Annotated in this window: 13 protein-coding genes; 10 read left to right on the top strand and 3 right to left on the bottom strand. The window is 27.9% G+C overall.

Annotated features, from left to right (window positions below; translation table 4 throughout):
• Nucleotides 1-15 precede the first annotated feature (15 nt).
• The 8 genes from rnmV (at nucleotide 16) to SSYRP_RS05035 (ending at nucleotide 13,217) form a co-directional block, all read left to right on the top strand.
• A complete protein-coding gene (gene rnmV / locus SSYRP_RS05070) occupies nucleotides 16-564 on the top strand; it encodes a ribonuclease M5 (protein WP_016341224.1) in 549 nt (182 codons plus the stop codon).
• Nucleotides 539-1,384: a 16S rRNA (adenine(1518)-N(6)/adenine(1519)-N(6))-dimethyltransferase RsmA gene (rsmA, locus tag SSYRP_RS05065; RefSeq protein ID WP_016341223.1), complete on the top strand. Its 846-nt coding sequence runs from the start codon at nucleotides 539-541 to the stop codon at nucleotides 1,382-1,384. Before rnmV ends, rsmA begins: the two co-directional genes overlap by 26 nt.
• Nucleotides 1,369-2,130: a GHMP family kinase ATP-binding protein gene (locus tag SSYRP_RS05060; protein ID WP_016341222.1), complete on the top strand. Its 762-nt coding sequence runs from the start codon at nucleotides 1,369-1,371 to the stop codon at nucleotides 2,128-2,130. The genes rsmA and SSYRP_RS05060 overlap by 16 nt, the downstream gene beginning before the upstream one ends.
• A 55-nt stretch (nucleotides 2,131-2,185) precedes the next feature.
• Nucleotides 2,186-4,789: a DNA polymerase I gene (gene polA, locus SSYRP_RS05055; RefSeq protein ID WP_016341221.1), complete on the top strand. Its 2,604-nt coding sequence runs from the start codon at nucleotides 2,186-2,188 to the stop codon at nucleotides 4,787-4,789.
• Between the two features lie 43 nt (nucleotides 4,790-4,832).
• Entirely contained in the window at nucleotides 4,833-5,663 is an 831-nt protein-coding gene (gene mutM, locus SSYRP_RS05050) for a DNA-formamidopyrimidine glycosylase (RefSeq protein ID WP_016341220.1), read from the top strand.
• 331 nt (nucleotides 5,664-5,994) lie between these two features.
• Entirely contained in the window at nucleotides 5,995-6,885 is an 891-nt protein-coding gene (gene fba, locus SSYRP_RS05045; RefSeq protein WP_016341219.1) for a class II fructose-1,6-bisphosphate aldolase, read from the top strand.
• A gap of 136 nt (nucleotides 6,886-7,021) precedes the next feature.
• The gene (locus tag SSYRP_RS05040) at nucleotides 7,022-9,685 is read left to right on the top strand and encodes a cation-translocating P-type ATPase (protein WP_016341218.1); all 2,664 of its coding nucleotides are present in this window, start codon (nucleotides 7,022-7,024) and stop codon (nucleotides 9,683-9,685) included.
• Nucleotides 9,686-9,761: 76 nt separating this feature from the next.
• Nucleotides 9,762-13,217 carry an ABC transporter permease gene (locus SSYRP_RS05035; protein WP_016341217.1) on the top strand — a complete coding sequence of 1,152 codons (3,456 nt, stop codon included), beginning with the start codon at nucleotides 9,762-9,764 and terminating at the stop codon, nucleotides 13,215-13,217.
• 35 nt (nucleotides 13,218-13,252) lie between these two features.
• Here the strand turns inward: SSYRP_RS05035 and SSYRP_RS05030 are convergent, their stop codons facing one another.
• Entirely contained in the window at nucleotides 13,253-14,305 is a 1,053-nt protein-coding gene (locus tag SSYRP_RS05030; protein WP_016341216.1) for an SLAC1 family transporter, read from the bottom strand.
• Between the two features lie 226 nt (nucleotides 14,306-14,531).
• Between SSYRP_RS05030 and SSYRP_RS05025 the strand changes: the two genes are divergently transcribed.
• Nucleotides 14,532-16,142: a hypothetical protein gene (locus tag SSYRP_RS05025; protein ID WP_016341215.1), complete on the top strand. Its 1,611-nt coding sequence runs from the start codon at nucleotides 14,532-14,534 to the stop codon at nucleotides 16,140-16,142.
• A gap of 354 nt (nucleotides 16,143-16,496) precedes the next feature.
• A complete protein-coding gene (locus SSYRP_RS05020; RefSeq protein WP_016341214.1) occupies nucleotides 16,497-17,087 on the top strand; it encodes a hypothetical protein in 591 nt (196 codons plus the stop codon).
• Nucleotides 17,088-17,168: 81 nt separating this feature from the next.
• On the opposite strand, the gene SSYRP_RS05015 is transcribed toward SSYRP_RS05020, so the two are convergent.
• On the bottom strand, nucleotides 17,169-18,104 hold the full coding sequence (locus tag SSYRP_RS05015) for an ABC transporter permease subunit (protein ID WP_041614513.1): 936 nt from the start codon (nucleotides 18,102-18,104) through the stop codon (nucleotides 17,169-17,171).
• A gap of 1 nt (nucleotide 18,105) precedes the next feature.
• Nucleotides 18,106-18,810: an ABC transporter ATP-binding protein gene (locus SSYRP_RS05010; RefSeq protein ID WP_016341212.1), complete on the bottom strand. Its 705-nt coding sequence runs from the start codon at nucleotides 18,808-18,810 to the stop codon at nucleotides 18,106-18,108.
• Nucleotides 18,811-19,094: the final 284 nt, after the last annotated feature.

The raw sequence follows: 19,094 nt of genomic DNA, 5'->3' as shown, positions 1-19,094 counted from the left end.
TATTGGAGGAAAGTTGTGGAAAAATTTGTCATTGTTGTAGAAGGAAAAACTGATACGGCTAAAATAAAAAATATTTTTCCAACCATTGCGACGATTGAGACAAGTGGTAGTGCGATTTCGCCCGCAACTTTAGAATTAATTAAAAAACTAAGTTTAACAAATAAAATTATTATTTTCACAGATCCTGATTATCCAGGTCAAAAAATTCGTGATATTGTTAGCAGCTACTTAGCAAATAACTGTTATCATGCTTTTATTGATAAAAGCAAAGCGATTCGTAACAAAAAAGTTGGAATTGCCCAAGCTAGTGATGAAGACATTAAAACTAGTTTAGCAAATGTTATTCAATTTACGGGAGATAATAATCCTAGTTTAAGTTGAACTGATTATGTTAATATAGTAGATGATAGTAATAAGCGTCGAATTTTACAAACTTATTATAATTGACCACCAGTTAATAATAAAAAGACTTATAAATGATTAACGTATTTAAATATTAGTCAAACAGAACTTAGAACAATTTTGGAGGAAAACAACAATGTCACAAACAATACACCACAATAAGCAAGATATTATTCCCCAAAAAAGTAAGGGACAAAACTTTTTAAAAAATAAACATATTATTAATAATATTGTTGATGCTGCCAATATGACTAAACAAACAGCGATTCTTGAAATTGGCCCAGGGATGGGGGCATTAACTGATGAAATAATTGTTAAAGCTGGTAAAGTTGTTGTGGTTGAAATTGATCCTAAGCTTGTTGAATTTTTAGAACAAAAATATCATAATCACAAAAATTTAAAAATTATTAAAGCTGATATTTTAAAAGTTGATATTAATGAATTATTAGCAGTAGAATTTGATGATTTTAAAGTTGTTAACGTTATTTCAAATTTACCTTACTATATTACTTCACCTATTATTTTTAAATTACTAACAAGTAGTAATCCAAAAATGAAAACTTTAATTTTAATGATGCAAAAAGAAGTTGGGGAACGAATTCTGGCCCAGCCAAATAATAAACAATATAATAATTTATCAGTTGTTTGTCAATATTATTGTGATATTAAGAAAGTTTGTTTAGTTGGAAAAAATAATTTCTTTCCTGTTCCAAAAGTTGATAGTATTGTGCTGGCTTTTACTTTTAATAAAAAAAACTTAGCAATTGATAATGAAACAAAATTTTTAGAATTTATTCGTGCCTTATTTGCCTACAAGCGCAAAACAATTTTAAATAATTTCGCGACAATAACAAAAGATAAAACACTAGCAACAAATGTCTTAAATAACTTAGGATATAATTTAAATTTAAGAGCTGAAAATTTAAGCTTAAATGATTTTTATCAGATTTATCAAGGGTGAACAACATGACAAGCAAAATAATTGAAGTAAAAACTGTTGGTAAAATTAATACAAAACTTGATGTTAAAAGATTACAACAGGGGCAAAAACTTCATAAGGTTAAAACAATTATGTTTCCATATGAAAAAGAATTTGATCGAATTATTTTAACACCAAGTAAAAAAACTAAAACCTATGTGACAACTAATAACCCTTTAATTGATCCCAATAATAATACTCTTTTAAAAGCCTATGATTTATTTGTCCAGGCCTTTCCAACTGCTCAAAACGTTCCTCTTCACTTTCAACTTGAAAAAAATAGTTTAGTTGGTTCAGGGTTAGGTTTTTCAGCTAGTAATGCTGTTGGGGTAATTAAACTATGTTGTACTTTTTTTCAGATTAATTTTTCAACAAAGAAGGTTAAAAAAATTATTAAACAACTTGGTTCTGATGCGCTCTTTTTCTATTTGGCTAAACCAGCAGTTGTAACAGGGGTCGGTGATAGAATAAAACTATTAACAAAAAAACAAATCAAAAAATTTGCTATCCCAAATGTTACCGTTATTAACTCGCAAATTCCGTCATATGCGCAAGCAGTTTTTCAACAATTAGATCAAAAATATGATTATTATCAGCAGCTAGTTAATAGAAATGATGACTATTATAATATTCTCCAACAACCAGCTTTTGATCTTAACCCACAGTTAGCGCAAAAATATCAAGATTTAAAAAAAACCTATCATCATGTTATGCTCGCTGGAAGTGGGGGTTCTTTTTTAGTTTGGTAAGAAATAATTTTGAAATCACTTATATCAGTTATAATTGAATGAAGGAGAAAATACAATGAATAAAATTTTACTAATTGATGGAAACTCATTAATCTTTCGGGCTTTTTATGCAACAGCCTATAGTGGTGAAATGTTAAAAAGTTTAGATGGAACACCAACAAATGCCGTTTATGCTTTTGCTAATATGTTAAATAAAATCTTAAAAGATAATAATTATTATAGTGTTGTTGTGGCTTTTGATAAGGGAAAAATTAATTTTCGCCATGACTTAATTGCTGATTATAAAGCGGGAAGAAGTAAAACCCCAGAAGAATTAGTACAGCAATTTCCAATTGTGAAAGAATTTTTAGATAGTTATCAAATTCCTTATTTAGAAAAAGAAGGATATGAAGCCGATGATTTGCTAGGTTGTTTAGCTAAGCAAGCTGAGACGCAAAATTATTATGTTGATATTTTATCAAGTGATAAAGATTTATTTCAATTAATTAGTGATAAAACAAATATTTTAATTCCTCGCCAAGGTGATAGTGCTGATATTTTTGATAAAACAGCACTATTAAATAAGTGAGAAGTTAGTCCCGAACAAGTTCCTGATTTAAAAGGTTTAATGGGTGATCCTTCTGATAATTTAAAAGGAATCCCCGGGGTTGGAGAAAAAACAGCGATCAAGTTAATTAAGGAATATCAAACAATTGAAAATATTTATCAAAATATTGACGATATTAAAGGGAGCTTAAAGAATAATTTAATTAGTCATCAAGCTGAAGCGTTATTATGTAAGAAAGTAGCAACAATTCTATGTGATTTGGAATTAGGTGATTTTGCTTTTAGCAAACTAGAAGTTAACAAAGAAAAACTACTAGATTTTTATTTAAAATATAATATGAATTCTTATGTTACTAAACTTTACAATAATAGTGAACCAGTTAAACAGAGTTTAGCCGTTAAAGTTATTACAGAATGAAGCGAGGAATGAAATGAAGATGGGACAACTGTTTTTTTAGAATTGTTTGATGAAAATTATCATCTATCCGAACTTATAGGGTTTGGAATTGTTAATTCGCATGGTATTTTTTATTTTGATTATACGAGTGCTAAATTTGACACGAGTTTTCATGCTTTTTTAGCAAACGAAAATTATCAAAAATTTACTTATAATGCTAAAAGTTTAATTGTTGGTTTAGGCCGCGATAATATTACAATTAACAATATTAGTTATGACATGATGTTAGCGGGCTATATTTATAATTCAAACACAAAAAATACCCTTGATAATTACATTAATTTATTTGCTAAAAAACAAATTTTATCTGATGAATTATTTTATGGCAAAGGGGTTAAAAAAACTATTCCCACGGATTTAAATAAATTAAGTTACTTTATTGGCGAGAAAGCGAATTATATTCACACGTTACGTGAAAAGATTGTTTCTTTATTAACAAGTAGTAATCAATATCAGTTATATTATGATATTGAATTACCAACAACATTTGCTTTGGCTCGAATGGAACGAGCTGGAGTTAAAGTTGACCAACGAGAGCTATCAAAACAAACTGTTCGAATTGAACAAATTGTTAATGACCTAAATCGTGAAATTAATACAATGGCCAATAAAGAAGTTAATCCTAATTCTCCAAAACAATTATCGGAATTATTGTATCAAGACTTACAATTAAAAGATCATAAGAAGGGTTCAACAGCCCAAGAAGTTTTAGAAACAATTAAATTAAGTCACCCAATTATTAGTAAAATTTTGGATTATCGGAAATATCAAAAATTATATTCAACCTATTTAAAAGGGATGGAAAAATACCTTTTCCAAGATGGGAAAGTGCACACAATTTATAAACAAACATTAACAGCAACTGGACGATTATCTTCAGTTGAACCTAATATGCAAAATATTAGTATTCGCGATGAAGTACAAAAAGAAGTTCGTAAAATTTTTGTTGTCTCATCGGAAGATAATATTTTATTATCAGCAGACTATTCACAAATTGAATTGCGAATTTTAGCTGATATGTCAAAAGATGATCATATGTTAGCAGCATTTAATGCTGGAGAAGATATCCATACTAATACGGCGATGAAAATTTTCAATTTGAAAAAAGAAGAAATTACTTCAACAATTCGTCGCAGTGCTAAAGCAGTTAATTTTGGAATCATTTATGGGATTAGTGATTTTGGTTTAGCCAATGATTTAAATATTTCTGTGCCAGAAGCAAAAGAAATTATTCAAAATTATTATCAACAATTCCCAACAATTAAAAATTTCATTGATAGTCAAGTTGAGTTTTGTAAGAATAATGGCTATGTTATGACAATGTTTAACCGTAAACGCTATGTTCCAGAAATTAATGATGCTAATTATATGCAACGGGAATTTGGTAAACGGATTGCAATGAATATGCCAATTCAGGGAACAGCGGCCGATATTATTAAAATAGCTTTAAAAAATATTGATCAAGAATTATTACGCTTAAAGTTAAGAACAAAAATTATTGCCCAAATTCACGATGAATTAATTTTTGAAGTCCCAAAAACAGAATTAGCACAAGTAAAAGCGTTGGTGAAAGATTTAATGGAAAATTCAACAAAACTAAGTGTTAAATTAACTGTTGATATGGTTGAAGGAGCATCTTGATATCAATTAAAATAAAACTATAATATAAGTACTTTACAAAAAGAAAGAAGGTTTAAATATGCCAGAATTACCAGAAGTTGAAACGGTTCGTAAAATTTTATTAAAAAACCTAAAAGGGCGAACAATTACTGATTGTTTAATTTTTTGAAATAAGATCATTAAAACCGATAATCCGGAAGCTTTCCGAGAAAAAGTGATTGGCCAAACAATTAATGATGTTGAAAGAATGGGTAAACATCTTTTAATTATTTTAGATGACTATGTTTTAATTAGCCATTTACGAATGGAAGGGAAATATTATTTTAATCAAAAAGACAATGATGGGGAGTGAAAACACATCATGGTTGTTTTTGAATTGGATGGGGAAATGCAATTGCGTTATCATGACACCCGTAAATTTGGAACAATGCATTTATATGATAAAGTTAATTATTTAACAAATCCGCCATTAAATAAACTAGGATTAGAACCGTTTGATCAAAATATTACTGTAGCGTATTTAAAAAAACATTGGGCTAATAAAAATCAACCAATTAAAACAACTTTGTTAGAACAAAATGTTATTGTTGGGATTGGTAATATTTATGCTAATGAAATTTTATTTGCTTCAAAACTGCATCCTGGCGAAAAAACCAAAAATCTTGATGATCAGGATTATCAAAATATTATTGATAATACTCGCGCTGTTTTAGCCCAAGCAATTGCGGCAGGGGGCACAACAATTTCAACCTATCATCCTGAACCAGGTATTGATGGTAAATTTGTTAATGAATTACAAGTTCATGGCCAAGCAAAAAAAGCTTGTCCGCTTTGTGCGACAACAATCTTAAAAATATTTATTAATGGGCGGGGAACTTATTATTGTCCACATTGTCAAAAGCTAAAATAAAAAAAGATTATTGCTGTTGCAATAATCCTATAGAAAAACTATGAAAAACTATTTATGAATGGATTTATATATTTACTAACTGGAAAGTAAACTAACCATGTTAATAAATATATGTGTATTATATGTTGCCATATAATACACATATCATAGCATAAGATTTTTTAATGATAATAGTTTTGAATAAAAAAATGATAATAATTGAAAATAAAATGGTAAATTTAGGTAAATTGCAATAAATCCTAATAAAAATATCTGTTTGATGCTACTTTTTAAAAAAAGAGTTATAATAAAAGAAGTCATAGAACATAATTTAAAGAGAGGAAAAATTAAAATGGCAAGAATATATCATTCAAGATTAGTGAATGCAAGTGGAATTGTAGATAAAGCGCATAAAGGGAAATATGCTGTTGGACATTTTAATATTAATAACTTAGAATGAACAAAATCATTATTAGAAGCAGCGCAAGCAAGTAATACACCAATTATTTTAGGAGCTTCAGAAGGGGCAATTAAATACATGGGAGGGTATAAAGTTGTTGCTAGTTTAGTAAACGAATTATTAGACGCATTACAAATTACTGTTCCTGTAGCATTACATTTAGATCATGGACAAACTGTCGAAAGCTGTAAAAAAGCAATTGATGCAGGATTTTCATCAGTAATGTATGATGGAAGTCATCATCCATTTGAAGAAAATTTAAGTAATACAAAAGAAGTTTTATTATATGCAAAACACTATGATGTTTCAGTTGAAGCAGAAATTGGAACAATCGGTGGAGAAGAAGATGGTGTTGTTGGGACAGGGGAAATCGCTGATCCAAAAGAAGCAACAATTATGGTTGCAACAGGGATTGATTTCTTAGCAGCCGGAATTGGAAACATTCATGGTCCATACCCAGCAGGATGAAAAGGATTAAACTTTGAAGCCTTAGAACAAATTCAAGCTGCTGCAAAACTTGGAATGGTTTTACACGGGGGAAGTGGAATTCCAAAAGAACAAGTAATTCATGCAATTTCATTAGGAATTAGTAAAATTAATGTTAATACAGAATTACAAATCGCTTTTGCACAAGCAACAAGAAAATATATTGAAGCAGGAAAAGATTTACCAGAAAATGGAAAAGGATTTGATCCACGTAAATTATTAAAACCAGGTTGTGATGCAATTAAAGATACTTTTAATGAATTAACTGAATGATTTGGAAGCAAAGGGAAAGCCTAGTTTCAAAGTTAAAAACATCTAAGATTATTCTTAGATGTTTTTTATTGGGAAAAAGAGAAAATTTAATTTATTGGTGACATTGCTAGAATTAGATTATAATTATATTAAGTAAAACTAGAAAGCAGGCGTTGAATTGATGTGATTTAATCGAGAAAATGAAGATTTAGCAAAAGAATTATCAACTAATTTAGATAAAGGATTATCAAAAGAAACTGCTCAAGAAAGATTAACTCAGAATGGGAAGAATGAGTTACCAAAACCAAAGCATAAACCATGAATACTTTTAATTTTATTAGCCTTATTAGACCCTCTTTCAATAATTCTAATTGTTGCTGGAATTAGTTCAGTTGTAATTGAAAAAGTAATCTCAAATGAAGTTCATTTAGTTGATTTTTTGGTTATAATTTCAATTGTTTTTTTAAATGCAATTATTCAAACAATTCAACAAGTTAAAGCGCGCAAATCATTAGCAGCTTTAGAAGAAATGACAGTTCCAAAAGCAGTTGTTATTCGCGATGGTGAAGTTTTTGAAATCCCCACAAGCGAATTAGTGACTGGTGATGTTGTTATTTTAGAAGCCGGGAAATATGTTCCTGCTGATTTGCGAATTATTCAAGCTAGTAATTTACAAATTGATGAATCCGCTTTAACAGGAGAATCAGTGCCAGTTGAAAAGCATGCTAAAATTATTACGGAAAATAAATTAGTGTTAGCAGAGCAGCATAATATGGCTTTTATGTCAACATTTGTTACGAATGGTCGTGCGGTTGGAGTTGTAGTTGCTAATGCTGTTAATAGTGAAATTGGAAAAATTGCTGCTGGTTTAGCTGGGGCGAAACAAGAAAAAACACCATTACAATTGCGATTAGCAAAGTTAACAAAATTTGTTAGTATTTTTGCTTTATTCTTGGCAGTTAGTGTTTTTCTCTTTTTCTTCTTTACTGATCGTCCAAACTGACCAGTTAATTTAATGACCTCAGTTACAATTGCGATTGCTGTTATTCCAGAATCACTAATTGTGATTGTAACCGTTATTCTTTCGCTATCAACAAAGCGAATGTCAAAAATTAATGTTATTGTTAAAAAATTAGATGCTGTAGAAACTTTAGGTTCAGTTAATGTTATTTGTTCAGATAAAACGGGAACATTAACACAAAATAAAATGACTGTTAAAAAAATTATCTTTAATAATGCATCAATTAATAGTGAAGATTATAAATATAATAATTCAATACATGATGAACATTTTATTAATAGCTTAACGTTATGTAATGATGCTATTAATGAAAAAAATGAAAAAATTGGTGATCCAACAGAAATTGCCTTAGTTGATTTCACGCGTCGTTATACAATCAAGGAAAGTGAATGACGAAAAAAACATAAAAGAATTAATGAAATTCCTTTTGATTCTGAACGTAAATTAATGTCAACAATTAATGTGATTGGTAATAGTGAATATGTTTATACTAAAGGGGCAATTGATGAATTATTAAAAAAATGTACGAAGATTTATCAAAATGACAAAATAGTTCCGTTAACAGCGGAAATTAAAACAGAATTACTACATGCTGCAAAAACTTTATCATTAGATGCTTTGCGGGTGTTAGCTTTTGCTCATAAAAAATTTGATGGTAATAAAGAAGATTTAGAAAATGATTTAATCTTTTTAGGGGCTGTTGGGATGATTGATCCTCCCCGCCCAGAAGCAATTAAGGCTATTGCTGATGCCCATCAAGCAGGAATCCGTGTCATGATGATTACAGGTGATCATAAAGATACTGCCTTAGCAATTGCCAAACAATTAAATTTAGCTAGTTCTAGTGCAAATGTAATTTCTGGAGCAGAAATTGATGAATTAAATGATGATGAATTAAAAAACAAATTTAAGGATATTAGCATTTTTGCTCGTGTTAATCCTGAACATAAAACACGGATTGTTAATTGCTTACAGGCTTTAAATTATGTCGTTTCAATGACAGGTGATGGGGTTAATGATGCGCCAAGTTTAAGTAAAGCCGATATTGGTGTAGCAATGGGAATTACTGGAACAGATGTTTCAAAACAAGCGGCTAACATTATTTTACAAGATGATAATTTTTCAACAATTTTAAAAGGAGTTGAAGAAGGTCGTAATGTTTACCAAAAAATTAAACGAGCGATAGCATTTGTTATTTCGGCTAATATTGCTAATGTTCTAGCCTTTTTAATTATTTCATTAACAGCTGGAATCAAACCATTTGATTCAGTTAATATTTTATGATTTAACTTAATTATTGAAACGCTTTTAGCAGTACCAATTGGTTTTGACAGTAATGATAATCGTTTGATGCTAGATAAACCGCGGAATAAAAAAGAATCATTTTTTACAAATAGCTTAATAACAATTTTATTTGTAGCCCTAACAACAACTTTAGCGGTTGTCGGAACATTCTTTATTGGCCGCGAAGTTTTCCAAGATTTAGATAGTGCTAAAATGGCAACAATCTTAGTAATGACTTGTGCACCAGCCATTTATGTTTTTGCTTTACAACTACCGAACTATCGAATTAAAGCCCATCATAAATGAGGGAAAGTTAACTATTATTTATTAGGAGCATCATTAATTGCCTTAGGATTAAATTTCTTAATTATTTATACTCCAGGGATTAATCAAATTTTCTTATTAGCACCATCAGGGGAACAATATGTTACAGTTCCAACAGTATCATGACAAATGACGTTAGTCGCAATGGCAATGATGACAGTCCCTTTAATAATGTTGTTAGGATATGACCAAATTCGTAAGGCAATTGGACGATAAAAAACACAATTATTTTTAAAATATTTATGAATTAAACTATAATTTTAGGGTAAGATAAAACAAGTAGGTTTTGGAAATGAAAAATTTAGTTAAAGAAGCAACACGAGGTTTTACAAAAAAAATTACCCAATTAATTGGGTTAATTCTTTTTATTATCACAGCAGTAATGACGTTTGCGGCGTTATTTTCTGCTGTTTTTCAAGTTCAAAACGGAATTAATAACTTAGCAAAACAAAGTGGTAGTTATGATTATGAAATCAATTTAACAAGTTTATATGTTGATAATAATGTTATTAAAAAAGGCGATAATAAAATTAACCTTGCTAACCGAAATTTTTTGGAATTCTTTTATGATTCAAAAGCAATTGATGATTTGGAATTAAATTTTAATACTGTTAAAAACGATCTTGGAAAATTAGAATGTGGCAATGATGATGGACTTTGCCAATGAACAAAAGAACCAAGTTATTTAAATCCAAATACGGGAACAGCAGCATTTACAACTTTAGCGAAAAATTTTAATCAAAACTTGGAAAGTCTTTTGTTAAGTTATCTTTTTAACAATGATGGGAAAAATTTTTTAGAAAATAATAATCTTAGTGCCCAAATTGCTTTTAGTTTAAATTACCAATTTGTTATCAAAGATTTAACAGCCCAAAATCAATATTTTAATGCAACCCCGATCACAAAAAATTTTGATGAAATGTACTATGGGGATGACTGAATGAATTTAAATATGTTTACAAGCCCATTTAATCGTGTCTATGATTCATATCATCAAAAAGTTGTTAATAGCACGCCAGCACAAACAGTTTATTTAAGTCAACAATATGGGCAATATAAAAATTTAGCGGTTGGTGATAGTTTTAATCTTTTAGCAAGTACCGGGCTACAGTATCAAATTAGAGGCTGGGCAAGTCGCTATAGCACAATTTATCCAAATTTGGCAAGTTTAGCAGCAATTGCTAATCAAAAAGAGAGTGTTAGCTTAAAAAATGGTTCGTTGTTATTTTTAAACGATGATGATTATAATCAAATTAAGTACAATTTTGCAACAGGGACTGAAATGATGACTGCTTTTGTTAAAATGGGTGGTAGTTCCAATGTTGCTCAGAAAACAGAAATTTTAAGTGATTTATTAAGTAGACATTTTATTTCTCCAGATAATGCTATTTTTGATTTTAATTCAACTTATGCTGGGGATACCGTGGTGTTGGCAAATACAACTTTTATTATTGATGGTTCAATTGCCTTTGCTTGTTCAATCATAATTATCTTTATTATTGCTTTTTTTATTAAAAAAGATATCCATATGCAGAAAAAACAAATTGGAGTGTTAAAAGCATTAGGATATGGTCGCCACCAATTATCAATTGTTTTTATAATTAATATTGCTTTTGCAACTTTAATAGGATGTTTAATTGGTTGAGTGTTATCAATGCCATTTCAAATGTATTTTACGGCTTCTAATCTTTATAGTATTGGAATTTCATTAACATTATTTTATTTTAACCCCTTAATTTTTATTGTTACAATTTTAGTTATTCCCTTATGTTTTGCGATTTTAGCTTTTATTATTTCTTATTCGCTTTTAAAAAATTCAGCGTTAGATTTAATTTATGATTTGAAAGCAACTAATTTACATGTACGCTATAAAAAAGTTAAAAAGGCAAAACATTATTACCATTTAGGGTTATCCTTTAATGCTCATTTATCATTTACCTTTGCTTTGAAATCACTTGGAAAATGAATTATGGTTATGGTTGTTCTAGCCTTTGCGTCCTTTCTATTAATTTTTCAACTTGATGCGGATGTTATGGCCCAAAAATTTGTGAAAGATTCTTTCCGTTATTTTAAAGACGACATTAAATCATATTTAATTGCGTCATATGATCAACAAGAAATAGCAGTTCAATCACAAAACAAAAAAAGTTATCAGTGAATAAATCAAGATCAAGTTGAACAATATTATCATCAAGCTGATATTTTAGAAAATCCAACCAAATTTAATTTTCCTAACCCTTTAACTTGTTTAATGAGTTTGACAACTACGGGGAATGGGTGTGGAGACTTTTTAAACATTATCGGAAATATTAATAAAAGTGATTACCAAAGTAAAATTCGTGTTGTTGATGGAAAATACCCTTATTTATCTTCTCAAACGGTTGAGGCTCTTGTTGATTATCAAATAATAGGTAATAATGGCAAACCAATTAATGGATGAGATAATCTTAAACAACTATTAGAAAACCCACAAATTCAAGAAATTTTGATTAATCAGGGTAATTTAACGAAAGGGGATATTCAATCGGCAATTGGAATAATTAATCTAATTCGTAATATTAAAACCCTGACTGATGGTAATTATCCAGATGTCTATTTTGGCCCTTATATGGTTTACAATCCAAAATATGATTTTCCTTACATTTCAACCCCAGCACGCTGGCAAGCAAGTGATGTTGCTAATGCTAAAAACCCAATTACAAGGTTAGAGTTAGTTGGCCTTACGCCAAATCGTTCAGAACGGGAAGAATTATTTAATTTTAAATCAAAAAAATTATCATTAGATGATTTACAACAACAAGTTTTTGGTTATGATATTGATCGTAATCCAGTCCAAAGTAATGAATTAAGTAAGGCAATAAATGAACCAATCCCAGTAATTTTATCAACAAGATTATATCAAGCGATGCAAGGACAACCAGGACAAATATTTACTTTAAAAGCGCAGATTACTAATACAATTGGTTATGTTCCGATTGCCTTTAAAATTGTTGGGGATAACTTGGCTGATATTAATTCAACTAATATTTATATGAACAAGAGTTCGTTAGTTCGAGTAATGAATCAATGAGTAAAACTTACGGGGCAAGGAGAAATCTTTGATGACAACAATTACAATAATGCTATTGCTTCAAAGAAAAGTGAGAATGGTAGTGTCTTACAACCATATCGAATTATTTCTTCTTATTCGTTAACAGACAATTATGATTTTACAATGTACAATGAGCAGAAAAAATTAGATCCAAGTCGTGCGGCAGATTTACGAGCCAATTTAAAAATCTTAAATAATTTTAATCGTATTTTTCCTTTTGATATGTTCCGAGAAACTTATGAGGAGGGAATGAAAACAGTTAGTCAAATCTTAACTGTATTAGAAGCATTAACTATTTTAATTGTTGCCCTGATTTTAGCGGTTTTAATTGGGATGGTGTTAGATGAAAATCGCCGAACGATTCTAACAATGAAAGTATTGGGATATCCAACGCATAAAATTATTTTAATTGTTTTAGGATTTTACTTTTTTGCAATTTTAATCGGTTATGCTGCCAGTTTTGGTTTAGCGCAAATTGCCTGGTGAATTATTTTAAAAGTTTTATTTATGCAGAACGGCTTATTAATTATTCCAGAATTTTCGTTATCCGTTGTTCTATATGCTACTTTAGCGATTGGAATTATTTTGTGCACAATTATCAGTTTAGGAATTTGGCAAATTAAACGGAATGCGTTAACTAATATTACAATTTATTAAAGCAATAAACAAATAAATAAAAAAAGAGGATAAACTTAAATTCTATCCTCTTTTTTTCGGTGTAGCTCTCAGTATTTTTTACCAAAATGGAATGTTAAATTACCAATTAAATAAAGAAAAATTATTGTTGTTAAGATGATTTCACAAATTGATCAATACTGAAAAATAAGAATGATAGTATCAGCATATTCGGGGTTACTAATTGCCCCTAGACTTTGACCGTAAGTAATTTTACCAATTGCTGAAATTGCAAGCGGAAAAGCATAACTAGTTAATTTGGGATTAAATTGTTTAGTTAAAAAATCTTTGACAATCAAAAAATAAAAAGCAAAACTAGCAGCAATGGCAAAAACACCAATTATTATGACCATTCAATAGTTTTCATTATAACCACTTTTAATAAAAGTATAGTCGTAAGTAATATACATTAAAACATCTAACCCAATTAATAAAATAAAAAGTGCGCGTAGCATTCCATGGTCTTTTGTTTTAAAATAGCTAATTAACATTAAGACTGTTAACCCAATAAATATTGCAAAATTAAGGTATCACAAAACTTGTAAAAATACTAAATAGCCGGGACCAAGATATTTCAATTCAAAAGTACTACAAATTATAATTCCAATTGTTGGGATGTATCAACTCCCGGTTGCATTAACTAGTTTAAAATTTTTAAAATGTAAAAAGAATCAAACAATAAAAAAGCTAAAAGCTAAAATTAATCCAATTCATCAAATCGTAATACCTAAGTAATATATTCAACCAGTATTTAGATTATCTAAATCTTGTTTTGTTAAAATAAATTTACTGATTGCCAAAACTGTGATTGGTAAAAAACCAATTATTGCTGCGTCGTTTAAATTATTTTGAAATTCTTGTTTGACTGATTTAAAATTAATAATTCATTTTATTGTTAGTAATAAGAAAATAAAAAGCGACAAAGCAAAAGTTAAATAAGTAATTCATTTTGTTGAAAGACTAAAAAAATTACCAAAAGCATTTCAACCGTTTCCGAGAGTTAGTAAACCTAATGAAATTGATAATAAAGAAAAAGGGATGTAGTTTAAAAATGCTTTATGTTTTTCCATAATGAACTCCTAGTTTATAAAAATTATATTAATAGATTATAACACAATTATTTAATTTAAATCTGACAATGATTAATGTTAATAACATTTATAAAAAGATAAAAAGAATTTACCAAATTTTACCGCTTTTTACTTTTTTTTTTTTTTTTTCAAATAGTTTTTAATTTTTAATTATTTGCCAAAAGATATAATTATATTACTTATATTTTCATATTTGGAGGTAAACATGAAAAATAAAATGCAGATTTTTTATAACAGCATGTGTCATATTTGCCAAAATAAGTTTAAAAAAGTTGTTAATTATTTAAAAAAAAATAAAATTAATGATTTAAAAAATTTAGATTTATTAATTTGTGAAATTGATCAAAATCGTACACGAGAGGAAGACAATGGGATAATTCCTTTTGCCCTAATTTTTTGTAAAAATTCATCGTATGTTTTTCTATGAAAAAAAGACTTGTATCATCCAGATGGCACAACTAAAATTAAAATAGTAAATGATAAAATAATTTTGTCGCAAGCAACAATTGATTTAATTAAGCAAAAAAGAATAAAAAATAATTATTTACCAATTACAAATAAAACAAATGGGGAAGAAGTCTATAACTTAGCAAAACGCCATTTTAATCAACAAATAACAGTTTTAAATCGTCATCATTTAATTCAAATGTCTAAACTACGACAAATTATTTTAATTTTTGGTTTAGTTTTTTTGTTGTTTTTTGCTGTGGTTGGTGGGACATTGGCGTGATATTTTAGTACAAACCATAACCCGAATTATTTTAAGGAACCAAACAATAATAGAGTAAGTTTAAGTTCTGACTTGGTTAATGTTGATTTAGGAACAATTAAAGATAATTCTCCCGCGACAATTTTAGATACTTTACAAATAAAAAACACGACTTTAAAAGTCACTGAAATTGAAGTTGTTAAGGATTCAAATATTGAAACTAAAGCCCATATTAAAGTTAAAGAGACAAGTGAATATTATATAGTTAATAATGCTTCAATTGAAGTACGCTATTATGTTTTTAATCCTAATATTGGAACTGTTAATAGCAAAGTAAATGAAAAATTTGCAAAACCAATCACCGCTTTTCTTGAGTTAGATAATGGAATAATTTTAGCTGGATCGGATAATCAAATCTATCAGTTAAATAATGATGGTAAAATTAAAACCGCAGTTGCCCAAGACAAATTTGAAAATTTCACTAAAGTTTCGTCAATTATTCAATTAAAAAATAAAACTATTTTAGCAACTATTGATTCAAAGATTTATCGATTAAATGAATTAGGGGTAATTACTGAAGAAGTTCCCCAACCAGTCGGAAGAATGTTTGAAAGTACAATTGAAAAAATGGTAGAGTTATCAAATGGTGAGTTCCTTGCCATTACCAAGAATGGTGTTTATTCGTTAGATAGTAATGCTATGATAAAAAATAAAGTTCAACAGCCTAATGGTAAACATTTTGATTCTTTATTATATACACTGTTATTAACAAACACTGGTGATATTTTTGTAATTAGTTTCAAAGGAACAATTTATTACTTGAACTCTGATGGAGTAATTCAGGATGAAAAAGGTCAACCTAATGGTGAAAAATTTGATGGTGGGGTTCAATCAATTGTTCAATTAGCTGATAATACAATTCTTGTTGGAACTAGCAATAAATTTGTTTATCAATTAAATAGTGATGGAACAATCAAAGCAAAAGTTAAACAGAGCAATGAAAAACCGCTTAGTGGTAATATTAGGGCATTTATCCAATTAAATTCTAATAAAAATATCTTAGCTGGAACTAGTGATAATGTAATTTATGAATTAAATTCTAAATAAGCTAATTATTTATCATAATTTACCAGTGTAAAATTTATTTTTTAATAATGGTAATTAAATGTATTTAATTTAGTAACTATTTAAAATAAAATTAATCTAAGACTTTAAGACAATTCCTTGAATTTATCCAGAAAATTTTATTTTATAAGGATAAAAAGTTAAACCACTTAGCAGTTTAAGAGATTTTGTATAATTAAAATTTTAAAAATTAATATATTTTTTTACCTTGAATATTTAGATTTATGAGCTGTTAACTACATATAAGGAAATCCCTTAGCTCTTAATTATTTTATATAGGAAATATTAAATTATTGAAGATATAAAGATCTTTATAATTGAAGGAAGGAATTAATTATGAAAAATTTACTAACAATTATAAGTACAATTAGTTTAACAAGTTCAGGATTTTTATCCACTAACTTATTAAACGTAAATAATCCAAATAATAATTTTACCGTAGCTAATTTTAATACAAAAACAAGAACATTAAATAATATTTGAGATAAAGTAGGGATAAATCATTCAGTTGTAACAGCTTCTAGTGGTACCGATGATAAACCTGATACAAAAACAGCAGCTAAAGCAACTGCTAAGATTAGTTGATACGATATAATTAACAAATCAAATTATGTTAATGCTCATGGTTATTTTGCTTTTCATCCATATAAAAACCCATGGTTTAAAGATACTTTACAATTAACATTTAAGAGTGAAAAGAGTACAGTTAATTCTAGAATTTGGGAATTTAGTGATACTGATGACCAATGAAGTGGTTGGGGACATCAGACAAGTCAAATCTCTTTAACTTTAAAAGCTGTCTATAATGATGAAGAAGGAATTACAGCTCTTGAATTAATTTCTTATATATATGCGCGAACTGCTGGGTCAGTACATGAATGTTCTACAACATCAAAAGTTGATTCCATTCAATTCCTTTTAGGTTAAATTTACAATTAATTAATAAAAATGTAAAAAGAGGCGAAAATTATGCCTCTTTTTACATTTTTTAATAAAATTTCAAATAAATTATAGATTTAAATCTTTAATTTTAAATAATTTAATATTTAATCAGTCTAATCCAAAAGTTATGATTGGTATACCTATTGTGCAAGATGATATTGCAATGTTATTGAATGATGAATGTTGATATATTTCTAATGTTAATGTTTTGCCACTACCTAAATTTTTTACTATTGTTTCTGAAATATCAGTTTGTGAAAATTTAAGCGGAATAACAATCAGTGATTGTAAAGAAACATATTGAGCATATTTTAATTCTTTAAAATGATCGGGGGCCATATCGTAAAATAATGAAATTACTCAGGTTACTAAAATTCAAAATATTATTAATGAATTAATAATATTTGCAACCATTGTTTTATCAGTTAAAAAAGTGGAAATAAAAAAGTAGAGTATTATTAATAAAAAAATAAATAAAATAAACTGAATTCCATAAAGAGTAACATAACCAAACCATTGTTTGGCGTCATAACTAATTCCCGCAAAAATTAGAATTATTAAATATGAAGGGATAAAAATAATTAAATTAGATAACATAGTATAAGATATTTTTGCTTGTAAAACTTGTTTTTTTGATAATGGTAATGTTAATCAAAAACTAATTTGACCGTTATTAACTTCTTTTAAAAAATTCTTATTAATTAAAACAAGACTAAAGATAGCAAAAAATGCAATTCCTGCCCCACTAAATAGGCCTCAATTTAACATATTTGAAATTGAAATTAGATTATCTCCAGATGTGAAATTTGCCTTTTTAATTTCAGCTGTAATATTACCAATGACAGGAACTTTTACACCATCAATGTGTGATACTAAAGTCATACTAAGTAATCCTAGAGTTATTATTAACCAAAATATCCCAAAAAATAAGATTAATTTTCAATTAAGTCGTAAATGATTACGAATGATGTTTAAATTTTCACTAAAAACTTTTTTCTTCATTTTATAAAACACGCTCTCTTTCGTATAGTTTTTTAAAATGTTTTTCAATTTCATACATGTTTTTATTATCAATCTTCATTTCTTCAATTAATTTCCCTTGTTTAATAAAACCAACACGATCGCATAATTTTGCAATTTCATCAAAGATATGTGAACAAATGATAATAGTTGTTTTATTTTTTTCGCGCATTTTTAAAATTAATTCATTAAATTGATCTTGCATGACAGGATCAAGACCACTTGTTGGCTCATCTAAAATTAAGAACTTTGGTTTATGCATAACTGCAGCAATAATCGCTAATTTTTGTTTCATTCCTTTTGACATTTTTTTAATTTTTGTATTAACATTTAATTCAAAATGTAAAATAAGTTTTTCGACATATTTTCAATTTACTTTCGGACGAAAATTCTTAATTAATTTTAAATACTCAATCCCTTTTAAATTCTCATATAAACTAATTTCCCCTGATAAATAACCAGTATCTTCCATGATTTCTTTTGAATTTAATCAGGGATTTAAATTATTAAAAGAAATTACACCAGCATCAGATTTGATAAAACCCATAATTTGTCGGATTAAAGTAGTTTTTCCTGCCCCATTTGGACCTAAAATGCCATAAATTTCACCATTATTAATATTTATACTAATATTAAAATTACCTATGTTTTTACCATATATTTTTGTTACCTTCTTAATTTCAATCATATCAGTGACTCCTTAGTATCGATGTCTTATGTAATAATTATAAGGTAAAAAAACAAAGTAAAGTTTAAAATATTTTTTTATTTATAAAATTAATTAATAATAACGGTAATTTAAGCAGAACTTATCAAAAATTTTCATTTGTAAATTGATATTTTATTAACTTTATTAAAATATCTTTAAGTGTTTAATTAGTTAAAAATAAGTAAAAATACTTTGAACTATTAATATATAAAGTAATTAAATCTTGTTATGAATTTTAAGAAAAATAGTATTAAAAACTATTT

It is taken from the genome of Spiroplasma syrphidicola EA-1 (assembly GCF_000400955.1).
GTDB classification, from domain to species: domain Bacteria; phylum Bacillota_I; class Bacilli_A; order Mycoplasmatales; family Mycoplasmataceae; genus Spiroplasma; species Spiroplasma syrphidicola.
This window is presented reverse-complemented; position numbering and strand designations above follow the sequence as displayed.